At 56.7% G+C, this 14,115-nt stretch carries 14 protein-coding genes; 11 read left to right on the top strand and 3 right to left on the bottom strand.

Features of this window, described 5'->3' with window-relative positions; translation table 11 throughout:
- The first annotated feature begins 100 nt into the window (after window positions 1-100).
- The 6 genes from AA74_RS0117475 to arsC all read left to right on the top strand — a co-directional run bounded on the left by AA74_RS0117475 (window position 101) and on the right by arsC (window position 6,118).
- On the top strand, window positions 101-1,786 hold the full coding sequence (locus tag AA74_RS0117475) for an aspartate:alanine antiporter (protein ID WP_008503440.1): 1,686 nt from the start codon (window positions 101-103) through the stop codon (window positions 1,784-1,786).
- Between the two features lie 604 nt (window positions 1,787-2,390).
- The gene (locus AA74_RS0117470; protein WP_025912900.1) at window positions 2,391-3,098 is read left to right on the top strand and encodes a hypothetical protein; all 708 of its coding nucleotides are present in this window, start codon (window positions 2,391-2,393) and stop codon (window positions 3,096-3,098) included.
- A 221-nt stretch (window positions 3,099-3,319) separates the two neighbouring features.
- A complete protein-coding gene (locus AA74_RS0117460) occupies window positions 3,320-3,799 on the top strand; it encodes a type VI secretion system tube protein TssD (RefSeq protein ID WP_021240935.1) in 480 nt (159 codons plus the stop codon).
- Between the two features lie 224 nt (window positions 3,800-4,023).
- Entirely contained in the window at window positions 4,024-4,344 is a 321-nt protein-coding gene (locus AA74_RS0117455) for a metalloregulator ArsR/SmtB family transcription factor (protein WP_025912898.1), read from the top strand.
- A gap of 40 nt (window positions 4,345-4,384) precedes the next feature.
- On the top strand, window positions 4,385-5,674 hold the full coding sequence (locus AA74_RS0117450; protein ID WP_025912897.1) for an arsenic transporter: 1,290 nt from the start codon (window positions 4,385-4,387) through the stop codon (window positions 5,672-5,674).
- Window positions 5,675-5,686: 12 nt separating this feature from the next.
- The gene (gene arsC, locus AA74_RS0117445; protein ID WP_025912896.1) at window positions 5,687-6,118 is read left to right on the top strand and encodes a glutaredoxin-dependent arsenate reductase; all 432 of its coding nucleotides are present in this window, start codon (window positions 5,687-5,689) and stop codon (window positions 6,116-6,118) included.
- A gap of 69 nt (window positions 6,119-6,187) precedes the next feature.
- Here arsC and AA74_RS0117440 read toward each other — a convergent pair whose 3' ends face one another.
- A complete protein-coding gene (locus AA74_RS0117440; protein ID WP_253270963.1) occupies window positions 6,188-7,645 on the bottom strand; it encodes a GGDEF domain-containing protein in 1,458 nt (485 codons plus the stop codon).
- A gap of 164 nt (window positions 7,646-7,809) precedes the next feature.
- Window positions 7,810-8,373: a TetR/AcrR family transcriptional regulator gene (locus AA74_RS0117435; protein WP_021240939.1), complete on the bottom strand. Its 564-nt coding sequence runs from the start codon at window positions 8,371-8,373 to the stop codon at window positions 7,810-7,812.
- An 81-nt stretch (window positions 8,374-8,454) separates the two neighbouring features.
- Here AA74_RS0117435 and AA74_RS0117430 point away from each other — a divergent pair, with 81 nt between their 5' ends.
- A complete protein-coding gene (locus AA74_RS0117430; protein ID WP_023326980.1) occupies window positions 8,455-9,669 on the top strand; it encodes an MFS transporter in 1,215 nt (404 codons plus the stop codon).
- Entirely contained in the window at window positions 9,659-10,471 is an 813-nt protein-coding gene (locus tag AA74_RS0117425; protein ID WP_025912894.1) for a Cof-type HAD-IIB family hydrolase, read from the top strand. Before AA74_RS0117430 ends, AA74_RS0117425 begins: the two co-directional genes overlap by 11 nt.
- Before the next feature lie 58 nt (window positions 10,472-10,529).
- On the opposite strand, the gene AA74_RS0117420 is transcribed toward AA74_RS0117425, so the two are convergent.
- Window positions 10,530-11,762 carry an MFS transporter gene (locus tag AA74_RS0117420; RefSeq protein ID WP_025912893.1) on the bottom strand — a complete coding sequence of 411 codons (1,233 nt, stop codon included), beginning with the start codon at window positions 11,760-11,762 and terminating at the stop codon, window positions 10,530-10,532.
- A 168-nt stretch (window positions 11,763-11,930) separates the two neighbouring features.
- Here AA74_RS0117420 and AA74_RS0117415 point away from each other — a divergent pair, with 168 nt between their 5' ends.
- The 3 genes from AA74_RS0117415 to deoR all read left to right on the top strand — a co-directional run bounded on the left by AA74_RS0117415 (window position 11,931) and on the right by deoR (window position 14,101).
- Window positions 11,931-12,659, top strand: coding sequence for a phosphatase PAP2 family protein (locus AA74_RS0117415; RefSeq protein WP_021240943.1), 729 nt, complete (start codon window positions 11,931-11,933; stop codon window positions 12,657-12,659).
- Between the two features lie 7 nt (window positions 12,660-12,666).
- A complete protein-coding gene (gene ybjG / locus AA74_RS0117410; RefSeq protein ID WP_021240944.1) occupies window positions 12,667-13,275 on the top strand; it encodes an undecaprenyl-diphosphate phosphatase in 609 nt (202 codons plus the stop codon).
- A gap of 67 nt (window positions 13,276-13,342) precedes the next feature.
- On the top strand, window positions 13,343-14,101 hold the full coding sequence (gene deoR, locus AA74_RS0117405; protein ID WP_023292922.1) for a DNA-binding transcriptional repressor DeoR: 759 nt from the start codon (window positions 13,343-13,345) through the stop codon (window positions 14,099-14,101).
- The last annotated feature ends 14 nt before the right edge of the window (window positions 14,102-14,115 follow it).

The following is a 14,115-nucleotide window of genomic DNA, read 5'->3' as shown; positions in this document are numbered from 1 at the left end:
AGGAAACAGGGAGCGTTAACGCTTTTCCCTGACCCAAAAAACAGTAGCCCAAAAAGTCCTTTCATTCAACAACTTACTGGTAAACAAGAAGTTAGCCTCCGTGAATATAAACGTCGCAGACTTGTTAAATGGGAATTACATCCTGTTATTATTTGTGGTACTGGCGCTGGGTCTTTGCCTGGGTAAATTGCGCCTGGGTTCGGTTCAACTCGGTAATTCCATTGGCGTTTTAGTCGTCTCCTTATTATTAGGCCAGCAGCACTTCAGCATTAACACGGACGCGCTCAACTTAGGTTTTATGCTGTTTATTTTTTGTGTTGGCGTGGAAGCGGGGCCGAACTTTTTTTCTATTTTCTTCCGCGACGGCAAAAATTATCTGATGCTGGCGCTGGTGATGGTCGGCAGCGCGCTGCTGATCGCGTTAGGGCTGGGTAAACTGTTTGGCTGGGATATCGGGCTAACGGCCGGTATGCTGGCAGGTTCGATGACCTCCACCCCGGTGCTGGTGGGTGCCGGTGATACCCTGCGCCACTCCGGGATGGCCGGGGAACAGCTCTCCACCGCCCTCGACCACCTGAGCCTGGGCTATGCCCTGACCTATCTGATTGGTCTGGTAAGCCTGATCGTTGGCGCACGCTACCTGCCAAAACTGCAGCATCAGGATCTGCAGACCAGCGCCCAGCAAATCGCCCGCGAGCGCGGTCTGGATACCGACTCCAAACGTAAAGTTTATCTCCCGGTGATCCGCGCCTACCGCGTCGGGCCGGAGCTGGTGGCATGGGCAGACGGCAAAAATCTGCGCGAGCTGGGGATTTACCGCCAGACGGGCTGCTACATCGAACGTATCCGCCGCAACGGCATTCTGGCGAACCCGGACGGCGACGCGGTGCTGCAGATGGGCGACGACATCGCGCTGGTCGGTTACCCGGACGCCCACGCCCGTCTCGACCCGAGCTTCCGTAACGGCAAAGAGGTGTTCGACCGCGACCTGCTCGACATGCGCATCGTCACCGAAGAGATCGTGGTGAAAAACCATAACGCCGTGGGCCGTCGCCTGGCGCAGCTGAAGCTGACCGACCACGGTTGCTTCCTCAACCGCGTGATCCGCAGCCAGATTGAGATGCCGATCGACGACAACGTGGTGCTCAACAAAGGCGACGTTCTGCAGGTCAGCGGCGACGCCCGCCGCGTGAAAACCGTGGCCGACCGCATCGGCTTTATCTCCATTCACAGCCAGGTCACCGACCTGCTGGCCTTCTGCGCCTTCTTTATCGTTGGCCTGATGATCGGGATGATCACCTTCCAGTTCAGCAACTTTAGCTTCGGCATCGGTAACGCCGCCGGGCTGCTGTTCGCCGGGATCATGCTGGGCTTCCTGCGAGCGAACCACCCGACCTTCGGCTACATTCCGCAGGGCGCGCTGAACATGGTGAAAGAGTTCGGTCTGATGGTCTTTATGGCGGGCGTCGGCTTAAGCGCGGGCAGCGGCATTGGCCACAGCCTCGGCGCCGTTGGCTGGCAGATGTTGGTTTCCGGACTTATCGTCAGCCTGGTGCCGGTGGTGATCTGCTTCCTGTTCGGCGCCTACGTGCTGCGCATGAACCGCGCCTTGCTCTTCGGGGCGATGATGGGGGCGCGTACCTGTGCGCCTGCTATGGAAATCATCAGCGACACCGCGCGCAGCAACATTCCGGCGCTGGGCTATGCGGGCACCTATGCTATCGCTAACGTACTGCTCACGCTGGCGGGTACGCTGATCATCATCATCTGGCCGGGGCTCGGATAACTCCTAAGAATGCGCGTGGCGGAAAATATTTTCGTTACGCGCAGAACTTTTTTATCAGGGGGCAGTCATAACTAGTGCCACTGCTTTTCTTTGATGTCCCCAATTTGTGGAGCCCATCAACCCCGCCGTTTTGGTTCAAGGTTGATGGGTTTTTTGTTGCCTGAAAATTACCACTCTGTAAATTAATGCTTTATGCCGCCACGTTCCCCTGCATAGTGACATCGTCGCGGCAGAACTTATATAGCTGTAACAGGTAATAAAAAACCAGCCAGCGGCGGGTCTATATTAGTCAGCTAACTGTTCCTGCAATCCATTTGGGCTTTGGAACGCGCCACTCAGTATTGAACTCATCTATTCGCCCTAAAACCTCCCGATAAATCGTATTTAGATTAAAAAATATCAGGTCATTCTCCTAAAAATCCCCTGTTTTTCATAAACATGATCTGCTTTGAACTTCCATATTAGTTACGGGCATACGCTGGAGCGGATAGAAACACTATGGAGGGGACAGGAATGCAGTTTTCAAGCTCAGTAATGGCAATTCCGGTCTTGGGGAATGCAGCAAAAGATCGCTCAAGTGAGCTGAAGTGCGAGGTCAGTAAGCATGTACCATTCTGAAGAGATCATCCGCCAGCTTCAGAGCCAAAAAATACTGGCCATGAAGCTGGACCAGGCGGTACGCGCGGTAGGTGAAGAAGTAAAGAGCCAGCTGAGTAATATAGGTGCCGGTGCCCAACGCCTGCTGTACTACACTTCCTGCTTTACTGATGAATATTACGATGTATGCACCCGACAAAACCTGGAGGACACTCGCTTCCGAAAGGGCATATTCCATCTCGTTTCTCGCTGGAACATCGTCTTTGACCTAATCAACACGTACGTTGAGGAGCTGGTTAAGGATTATTCCCCGGCAGAATTATCAGGGATACAGCATGCTCTAATGCGCGCTAACGTTTATATATCCACCAGCACGCTAACCTCTTATTCATTCTCTGCAGGGGTCACATCGACTGTTTGCCTTTATATAACCCTTCCACCTTCAGGGTTAAAGGTCGTTTCAGGATTAACGGGCGCGGCTATTGGCGGGCTGGGGATATATGGGATTGTGCAACAGGCCGCTGACAGCGCTCATCGCTTGCAAGTGATGCATCCCGCCTACTATCAAGCGTTGTACCTGCGAGAACTGGAAATGATGTATTTCCTGGTGGAACCTGCTTTTATGCGCGCGGGCGTGCTAACCCATCAATGGACCGACAGTCAAAGCCCTTATGATGCTGCTGACACTATCCTGAAGCTCATGGGCAGGCACTAATGGGCTTTCTAAGACGCTGGCTCAAATCTCAGGCCCAGTTTTTCTTCTGGACTTATCTACCCATCATCCTCGCGTTCATTTTTGGCTATGTCCTTGACGTTTACTTCCCTGAGGTTAGCCAGGGATTCATCCTCCTGTTTTACCTGGTCACACTGGGGCTGGCTTACTGGATATGGCATTGAGGACCATAAAAGCTTCACGTTTGCTAATAAGGAAATGACATGTCTACACCCGCACATCTCTGGCTTGAGGACGAGAACGGCTCGCCAATTGTTGGTAGCTGTATGATGCCCACCCGTCATGGTTCCATAGAACTGAAATCGTTCTCCCATGGCGTAACCATTCCGGTTGACCCAAGTTGGGGCAAGCTCACCGGCACGCGCGTCCATCGCCCTATTACGATAATCAAAGAATTTGATCAGACTACCCCACTTCTTTACCGAGCCGTGTGCGAAGGGCGAGTGATGAAGAAGGGGATTATTAAGATGTACCGTATTCTGGAGTCCGGTATCGAGGCCGAATATTTCAATATCGTGATGGAAAACGTTAAGTTCACGACAGTGGCACCCTTCCTGACCCCTAACGGGATGAGCAGCACCCATCTTGAAACACTCGAATTGCGTTATGAAGCTATCTCATGGAAGTACACGGAGGGGAATATCATTTACCGTGACACCTGGAACGATCGCTGTTGCGCCTGAGCACAGAAGAGTGTTGAAAGTGAGCAGATAAAATGAAACCGTTCCAGGGGACGGTTTCTTTCCCATGACTGTCAGGATTGGTCCGGGCAAGCCATAAAAGACTATTTTGACCTTCAACAAGCCCTCCCTGAGTTTTTCTATCCTTCCTGCTTTTCCCTCTTCTCTCGCCAGCCATAAACACATATGATTTAATGCATATGATTAAAGACATTCAGGATGACCGAATGCTCCACCCACTCCACCTCTTCAAAACCCTCTCCGACGAAACGCGGCTCGCCATCGTCATGCTGCTCCGCGAAGCGGGCGAGCTGTGCGTCTGCGATCTCTGCGCCGCCACCGCCGAATCTCAGCCGAAGGTTTCCCGCCATATGGCGCTGCTGCGCGAGTCCGGGCTGGTGATCGACCGTCGCGAGGGTAAGTGGGTCCATTACCGTCTCTCTCCCAACATGCCTGCATGGGCGGCAGCCGTTATCGACACCAGCGGGAACTGCCTGCGGGAAGAGACGCGTATGAAGCTGAAAAACCGGCTTCCGGGTTCGTGCTAATTGCAACACATTCACAAAAACAGATATAACGGAGTAAGCGATGTTTCTGGCAGGGGCAATTTTTCTGTTTACGCTGGTGCTGGTCATCTGGCAGCCCAAAGGACTGAGTATCGGCTGGAGCGCGACTCTTGGCGCCGTGCTGGCGCTGGCCAGCGGCGTAATTCACATTAACGATATTCCGGTAGTCTGGAATATCGTCTGGAACGCCACGGCAACGTTTATCGCCGTCATCATTATCAGTCTGCTGCTGGATGAGTCCGGCTTTTTCGAGTGGGCAGCGCTGCACGTCGCTCGCTGGGGGAAAGGTCGAGGGCGATTGCTGTTTACCTGGATTATCCTGCTGGGCGCAGCCGTCGCAGCGCTGTTTGCTAATGACGGCGCGGCGCTGATCCTCACGCCTATCGTCATCGCCATGCTGCTGGCGCTGGGGTTCAGCAAACAGGCCACGCTGGCGTTTGTGATGGCGGCAGGTTTTATCGCCGATACCGCCAGCCTGCCGCTGATTGTCTCCAACCTGGTCAACATCGTCTCGGCAGACTTCTTCACGCTGGGGTTCAGCGAATACGCTTCGGTGATGATCCCGGTGGATATCGCCGCGATTGCCGCAACGCTGGTCATGCTGCACCTGTTCTTTCGCAAGGAAATTCCTCCAGAATATGACCTGGCGAAACTCCAGGAGCCTGCGCGGGCCATTCACGACCTCCCGACGTTCAGAACGGGCTGGATCGTCCTCCTTCTTCTGCTCGTCGGTTTCTTCGTGCTTGAACCTCTCGGCATTCCGGTCAGCGCCATTGCGACCGTCGGCGCGCTGATTTTATTCGCTGTCGCAAAACGCGGACATGCGATAAATACCGGAAAAGTGCTGCGCGGCGCGCCGTGGCAGATCGTCATCTTCTCGCTGGGGATGTATCTGGTGGTGTATGGCCTGCGTAATGCCGGGCTGACGGACTCTCTCACAGGCGTACTGAATAGCCTGGCCGGACACGGGCTGTGGGCCACCACGCTGGGAACCGGGTTCATCACCGCGTTCCTGTCATCCATAATGAACAATATGCCCACGGTGCTGATTGGCGCGCTCTCCATTGACGGCAGCACGGCAACAGGGTTGATAAAGGACGCGATGATTTACGCCAACGTGATTGGCTGCGATCTGGGGCCAAAAATCACGCCTATTGGTAGTCTCGCCACCCTGCTCTGGCTCCACGTGCTGGCGCAGAAAAACATGACGATTACCTGGGGCGGCTATTTCCGGACGGGCATCATCATGACGCTGCCGGTCCTGTTTGTGACGCTCGCCGCCCTGGCGCTACGTCTCTCCTTCACACTGTAATGAGCCACTGATATGAGCCACATCACCATTTACCACAACCCCGCCTGCGGCACCTCGCGCAACACGCTGGCGATGATCCGCAACAGCGGCGCGGAGCCAGAGATTATTCTCTATCTGGAAACCCCGCCGTCGCGCGATACGCTGACCGCCCTGATTGCCGATATGGGCATTTCGGTGCGCGATTTGCTGCGTAAAAACGTGGAGCCCTATGAACAGCTCGGCCTTGCCGACGATAAGTTCACCGACGACCAGCTTATCGATTTTATGCTGCAACACCCGATTCTGATTAACCGTCCGATTGTGGTGACGCCGCTGGGCACCCGCCTGTGCCGCCCGTCTGAAGTCGTCCTCGACATTCTGCCGGACGCGCAGAAAGGGGCGTTTACGAAAGAAGATGGCGAAGCGGTGGTGGACGCCAGCGGGAAGAATATCCTGAAAAAATAATCCATCCTCAGGTGGACGACAGGGCCAGCGCCCGGCGGGCCCTGAACGCCTGGAGAAAACAACCGCCCGCTAGCTCGCCACGCAGACCCGGTTGCGCCCCTCACGTTTTGCACGATAAAGCTCACGATCGGCTCGCGCCAGGGCTGACTGCATGCCATCTTCAATCTCCAGTTCATCCGGCGTCATGCATACGAGCCCCATGCTGGCGGTGAAGCGGATCGTCTGCCCGTTGAAGTCGACGTTCTGGCTGGCAAGGCTCATCCGTACGCGCTCGGCGATCTCAGCGGCCGTCTCCAGAGAGGTCTGCGGCATTGCCACGACAAACTCTTCCCCGCCGAAGCGGGCGACAATGTCGCTGCCTCTCACCAGTGCCGGAAGCGCGTTGCCAATATGCTTCAGCACCGCATCGCCGCCGTCATGGCCCCAGGTGTCGTTAATACGCTTGAAGAAATCCAGATCCATGCTCATCAGGCACAGGGGTTGCTGATGCCGACGGGCAAGATTGCAGGCCCGCAAAGACCACTCATCAAACTGGCGACGGTTTGCCAGCCCGGTGAGCGGATCGAGCCGCGCCTCCTGCTGGAAACGCGCCCGCTGCAGGGCGTTGACGTGGATGTAATGCATCAGAAACCACTGCGTAATGGAGATAACCAGAATCGCCAGCGCCGTCCACAGAGCCTGATAATACCAGCCGTGCAGCACGTCTTTTCTGGCCAGCCCGACGGCCAGCACCCATTTGCGTTCGTTGAGGTTAAGAAATACACCCATACGTTCAACGCCATCAATCGGAGAGGTATATCGTTGGACCTGTGCGGTATCGCTTGCGTATTCCAGCAGCTTCGCGAGGCGCGGGTCGGAGGTGTTCAATTGCGAACCGTCATTCGCCCCCATACGGGCAAGCTGCACCGCATTGTCACGATCAAGGACCGCCATCGCCCCACCCTGACCTAAATCGAAGCCCTGCGCTTCCATTTTGCGAAACATATCGTTCATGGTGTTACCATTGAAGAAACCCAACGCACCACCAAGAAAGCGACCATGCGCATCGCGCACTGCACGGAACATAACGAAGCCCAACATGTTTTTATCCGTGCCGTTGCTCTGCCAGTAAAACAAACTTTCGGTAACTTCATCCCGGCGAAAACCGGTAAACAGAGGGTGCTGCCGAAAGCTGGCCTGCGCAAGCGTAGTGGCGTCCAGAGCGCGCTCAAAAGGAAATAGCGCGCGGCTGCTGAGAAAATCACCGTCTTCATCAAAGACGACAACGCCATCCAGCCAGGCGCGCTTGAGCTCCCCTTGCAGGAATGGCTGCGCGTTTTCAGGCGTGACCGTATGGTTGAGCAGAAAGGCATTCCCGATAAAGCGCATCTGGTAGCGCATCGCGTTAAGGCTGGTTTCAAACTGCTGGGACTGGAGTATGGCCGTATTGCGAAGAATACGTGCGGCGTTATCCTCCACATAGCCGCGCTGGTAGAGCAGATGCCCAATCAGCAGACTCGTCTGAACCAAAATCAACAGTACTAACAACGCTCTCTTTTTTGCCAGACTGACCTGCACGATCCAGGTACTTACTTTTTCACCCAACGCCAACCTCAACCACTGAACAGTAAATAACCGCCGCGGTGGATAGTCACGTGATCGGTCCGGATTGTCAATATGGAGAAAATTCGTAACACATTGAAAAATATTAACTAATTTTCTTTATTTAACGGTGTAATGCCCGCAATCCTCCCCACCATCGCCCGAATCTCCTCCCGGCTTAACGGCGCCCGGTCGGTGACATAGTGCAGCGTCATCCCTTCGATAAACGCGTCCAGCGCGCGGGTGGTGACCGGGTCGAACCACTGCTCCAGCGTGGTCTGGCTCATCTTCATCCAGTCCTGCATCACCGTTTTGAGCGCCGCGCTGCGGTGCATAAAGGCGTAGAGCTGATACATCAGCGCCATGTTGTGCGGCGTGGTCACCTGCGAGCTGTGGATCAGCGTGGTGATGGATTCGCACGCCATTTCCGGCCCGGTGACGCCCGCGAAGAAATCCCGGTACTGCTGCGACATCTGGCGGGTAAACCACGTGAAGGCCTCCTCCAGCAGCGGCTCCATGCCGTCGAAATAGTAGGTCATCGACCCCAGCGGCACGCCCGCGCAGGTGGCGATTTTACGGTGCGTGACGGCGTGAATACCGTGTTCAGCAATGGTGTCGAGCGTCGCCTGCAGGATCTTCTCCCGGCGATGCGGATCGTTGGGTGGTCTGCTCATCAATTCCTCACCTGGTTTGTGTACAAATGTACACAAACTTGCTAGTGTTGTCGCTATTGTTGTACTTCTGGTGCTATCCCGATGACGCTGACCTCTCCCCGCAAAGCCCTGCAGCTCCGCCTGTGGGCGCTGTTTATGTTCTTCTTCATTCCCGGTCTGCTGATGGCCTCCTGGGCCACGCGCACGCCCGCCATTCGCGATATTTTGTCCGTCTCTACCGCGGAAATGGGCATCGTGCTGTTCGGCCTGTCGATAGGCTCCATGAGCGGCATTCTCTGCTCCGCGTGGCTGGTAAAGCGCTTCGGTACGCGAGCGGTGATCCGCACCACCATGTGCTTCGCGGTGTTCGGGATGATGGTGCTGAGCGCGGCGCTGTGGTTTGCCTCACCGGTGCTGTTTGCCCTCGGGCTGACGGTATTTGGCGGCAGCTTTGGTTCGGCGGAAGTGGCGATAAATGTGGAAGGGGCAGCGGTCGAACGCGAGATGAACAAAACCGTGCTGCCAATGATGCACGGCTTCTATAGCCTCGGCACGCTGGCCGGTGCGGGCGTGGGGATGGCGCTGACGGCCACTGGCGTGAGCGCGAATCTGCATATTCTGCTGGCGGCGCTGGTGTGCATCATTCCCATTCTGACCGGCATCCGGGCCATCCCGGACGGCACCGGTAAAAACTCCGCGGACGAACAGCACTCAGCCGAAAAAGGGCTGCCCTTCTACCGCGATTTCCAGCTGATGCTGATCGGCGTGGTGGTGCTGGCGATGGCGTTCGCGGAAGGGTCCGCCAACGACTGGCTGCCCCTGCTGATGGTGGACGGTCACGGCTTTAGCCCGACCTCCGGCTCGCTGATTTACGCCGGGTTTACGCTGGGGATGACCGTCGGGCGCTTCACCGGCGGCTGGTTTATCGACCGCTACAGCCGCGTGGCGGTAGTGCGCGCCAGCGCCCTGCTCGGCGGGCTGGGTATCGCGATGATCATCTTTGTGGATGTGGACTGGATTGCCGGCGTCTCGGTGATCCTCTGGGGGCTGGGCGCATCCCTCGGCTTCCCGCTGACCATCTCTGCCGCCAGCGATACCGGCCCGGATGCCCCGACGCGCGTCAGCGTGGTGGCAACCACGGGCTATCTCGCCTTCCTGGTCGGGCCGCCGCTGCTCGGCTTCCTCGGGGAGCACTACGGGCTGCGCAGCGCCATGCTGGTGGTGTTAGGGTTGGTCATCATCGCGGCGCTGGTGGCGCGCGCGGTGGCAAAGCCGGAAACGAATCAAACGACACTGGAGAAGGGATATGAGCGTTAAACTGATCGCCGTCGACATGGATGGCACATTCCTGAGCGATGCCAAGACCTACAATCGCCCGCGCTTTCTGGCGCAGTACGCGCGCATGAAGGCGCAAGGCATTCGTTTCGTGGTCGCCAGCGGCAACCAGTACTACCAGCTCATCTCCTTTTTCCCGGAGATTGCGCATGAAATTTCATTCGTCGCCGAAAACGGCGGCTGGGTCGTGAGCGAAGGTGAAGACGTCTTTAACGGTGAACTGTCGAAAGCCCATTTCGAGACCGTCGCGAGCGTCTTAAACGACGTGCCGGGCATTGAGATTATCGCCTGCGGGAAGAGCAGCGCCTATACGCTGAAGTGCTATGACGAGGGCTTTAAGGCCCTCGCGGCGAAGTATTATCACCGTCTGGAAATGGTCAGCGATTTCGACAACCTGAACGATATTTTCTTCAAGTTCGGACTCAACGTGTCCGATGATGAAATTCCGCGTATTCAGGCGCTGCTGCATGAAAAGCTGAGTGACATCATGGTGCCCGTCACCACCGGTCACGGCAGTATCGACCTGATTATCCCCGGCGTGCATAAGGCCAACGGCCTGCGGATCCTGCAACAGCGCTGGGGCATAGAGAACAGCGACGTGGTGGCCTTCGGCGACAGCGGCAACGACGTGGAGATGCTGCGCCAGTCCGGGTTCAGCTTTGCGATGGCGAATGCCAGACCGCATATCAAAGCGGCGGCGCGTTTTGAAGCACCGCATAATAACGATGAAGGCGTGCTGGATGTGATTGAGAAGGTGTTGAACGGGGAGGCACCGTTTAATTGACCGCGTGCGGTCTGGTGCCCTTACCCTAGCCCTCTCCCACAGGGAGAGGGCATAAGAATTAAGGTTGCAGAGCGTTTCCGACGCGCTTGTCTTTCAGGAATACCACCATCAGGCCAACCCACAGCACGCCATTGGCGAGGTTAAACAGGCTGAACAGCCCGTTACCGCCCATCGCGTAGGCATGCTTGCTCACCTCGATACCGACGGTAAAAATCAGCATCTGTAGCATCCCCATCGCCGCGGAGATCGTGCCCTTACTCATCTCGCTGGCAAACAGCGTCAGGCGCACCAGCCCGGCGTTCGCCACGCCAATCCCGAAGGCGTAGATACTCAGCCCCGCCGTCATCCACAAATAAGCGTGAGATGACGCGACGGTTGCCACCGCCGCCAGAATCAGTCCTGCCGCAATCGGCCAGCCGCCCATGATAATCAGCGAGCGCACGGTGCGGCGTGACGTCAGACGCGCCAGCACCAGGTTACCGATAATCAGCGCGCCAAAGATCGGCACCTGCAGCAGGCCGTACTCGTAGCTGCTGAGCTTTTCACCGCTGATGATAATGACCGGAGACTGGGCAATCCACGCCAGCAGCGGCAGGCTAACAAACCCGGTCGCCAGCGCGCCCGCTACAAAGCGGCCGTTTTTCAGCACCTCTTTGTAATCCCGACCCAGCTCTTTCAGCGAGAGTTTCTCGCCGATGCGGGTGGCGGTTTCCGGCATCGCACGGTGCAGGCCAAAGAACGCGATGGCGGCGAGAACGGCAAAGAGCACAAACATCCCTTCCCAGGGGGCCATATGCACCCATGCGGCGCCCACCAGCGGCCCGAGTAAGGGAGCGATCAGCGCCACGTTCGCCATCAGCGCGGTGATTTTGATACACACCGCCTCTTCAAACGACTCCTGAATGGCCGCATACCCCACGGCGCCGATAAAGCACAGGCTCACCCCCTGCAGGAAGCGCAGCAGGGTAAATTGTTCAATATTTTGCGCCAGCAGCGTGGCAAGACAGGTGACGATGAACCACACCACGCCCGTCAGCATCACCGGACGACGGCCAATACGATCCGACAGCGGGCCTAACAGCCACTGCAAAAACATGCCGCCGGCCAGATAGGCGGTCATGGAGGTCGGTACCCACTCAATTCCGGCGTTGTACTGCGCCACCACGGCCAGCATACCGGGCTGAATCATATCGTTGCCGATATAGGTAGAAAATTCGTAGAGCACCAGACACAGGGGGAAAAGCAACGCCTGACGACCCAGACGTGAACCTGAAGAAGAACGGTTTAACATGCAATCTCTTTATAATGACAAAATCGCGACGAGTGTAATGAAATGCCGCAGCCCGAGATAGTGATTTATCGAGGATAAACAGAAATAAAGCACATATCGTCTTCGTTTAAGGTTTCCTTAATTTGACAGATTTATGATAGCCCCATTACTCGTCAACGACCCCAAATTATGTCTCTCACCTCCAGCCGTTCAGAATTGTCTAAGTTACAGACAAATAAGACAAAACGCCTTTACCGCTTGCCGTCCCGCTTTTATGGTTATCAGCTTTTCATACTGATAGTCCTTGCCGTGGTGTTTACGTGGCTATCGCGCAATGAAGCGCTCGACAGATGGATCACCGGCTTCTGGTATGACGCGGCGACGCAGAGCTTCCCGCTGCAGAAAGACCACCTGCTGGATCTGCTCAACCATCGTCTGGCGAAGTACATTGCCATCGCTTTAGGCGCCGTGGCGCTGTTTTACGGCGCGTACAAGCGTAACGCGAGGCTGGTTACGGCGGCGCTGCTGATGGGGCTTGGCGCGCTGGTCGTGGGCGTGCTGAAAAGCATGAGCCATCACAGCTGCCCGTGGGACCTGGTGGAATATGGCGGTAAGGCGATGTCCTATCCCCTGTTCAGCGCCGTCCCGGCGGACAGCGGCCCGGGGCGCTGCTTCCCCGGCGGCCATTCTTCCAGCGGCTTTATGGTGATGGGACTGTTTTTTGCCTTCTGGCGCGAGCGGCCGCGTCTGGCCTGGAGCTTTGTCGTTCTCGGCATTTTGCTGGGTCTGGCGATGGGCTTCGGTCAGGTCATGCGCGGGGCGCATTTTTTCTCTCACAACCTGTGGGCCGGGTGGTGGGTCTGGTTTTCCCAGGTGGCAGTCTACGGGCTGGTTTCCACCCGGTTTGCTAAAGAGTGATAACGCTATGCTAGAGAATCTGAATTATCAGCTGTTTTATCTGATCAACGCCACCCCGGCCTCGCCCGAGTGGATGATCGACTTCGCCACCTTTTTGGCAAAAGATCTGATCAGTATCGTGCCCGCGCTGGCAGCCATCCTCTGGCTGTGGGGACCTCGTAGCCAGGTGAAAGCGCAGCGCAAGCTTGTAATCAAAGTGGCGATGGCTCTCGGCGTAAGCGTCCTGGCGAGTTACATTCTGGGCCATGCGTTCCCGCACGATCGTCCGTTTGTCGATCACGTCGGCTATACCTTCCTGCACCATGCGCCGGATGACTCTTTCCCGAGCGATCACGGTACGGTGATCTTCACCTTCGCACTGGCCTTCCTGTTCTGGCATCGCCTGTGGTCGGGTGCGGTGCTGATGGTGGTCGCTGTGGCCATCGCCTGGTCTCGCGTGTATCTGGGCGTCCACTGGCCGCTGGATATGGTGGGCGGCTTCCTGGTGGGGCTGATTGGCTGCGTGAGCGCGGCTATCCTGTGGAGCCTCATCGGGGAAGCGCTCTACCGTGCGCTTTCTTCACTCTATCGCGCCATTTTCGCCATCCCGATCCGCAAAGGCTGGATACGTGACTAACCCCGACCTGACAGGTTACACTTGAACCCCCGCCCTGCGGGGGTTCATTTTTTTATGCCGAGGAACTATGGAAACACGTCGCGATGACCGCATTGCTCAGCTGCTACAGGCGCTGAAGCGCAGCGATAAGCTGCATCTTAAGGAAGCCGCCAACCTCCTCGGCGTCTCGGAGATGACCATTCGTCGGGATCTGAACAGCGAGAGCGCGCCCGTCGTGCTGCTGGGCGGATACATTGTGCTTGAGCCGCGTAGCGCCAGCCATTATCTGATCAGCGACCAGAAGACGCGCCTGGTGGAAGAGAAACGCAAAGCCGCGCGGCTTGCGGCTTCCCTGGTACAGCCGCACCAGACGCTGTTTTTTGACTGCGGTACCACCACGCCGTGGATTATCGAAGCCATCGACAGCAGCATTCCGTTTACCGCCGTCTGTTATTCCCTGAACACCTTTCTGGCGCTTCAGGAGAAACCCGAGTGCCGGGTGATCCTCTGTGGCGGTGAGTTTCACGCCAGCAACGCGATCTTTAAGCCGCTCAACCTGCAGGACACGCTCAGCAATCTCTGCCCGGACATCGCGTTTTATTCCGCCGCAGGCGTCAATGTGCGTCAGGGGGCAACCTGCTTTAACCTGGAAGAACTACCGGTCAAGCACTGGGCGTTAAGCGCCGCGCAGTACCATGTGCTGGTGGTCGATCACAGTAAGTTTGGTAAGGTGCGTCCGGCAAGAATGGGCGAGCTGGCGCAGTTCGATGCCATCGTCAGCGATTGCCGCCCGGACGACGAGATTGTGGCCCACGCGAAAGCGCAGCAGGTGAAGTTGATGTATTGAGGTTATGCCGGGTG

The organism is Enterobacter sp. 5-4, from assembly GCF_000612205.1.
GTDB classification, from domain to species: domain Bacteria; phylum Pseudomonadota; class Gammaproteobacteria; order Enterobacterales; family Enterobacteriaceae; genus Enterobacter; species Enterobacter roggenkampii.
The sequence above is the reverse complement of the archived record's forward strand: the minus strand, read 5'-3'. Positions and strand labels throughout refer to the sequence as shown.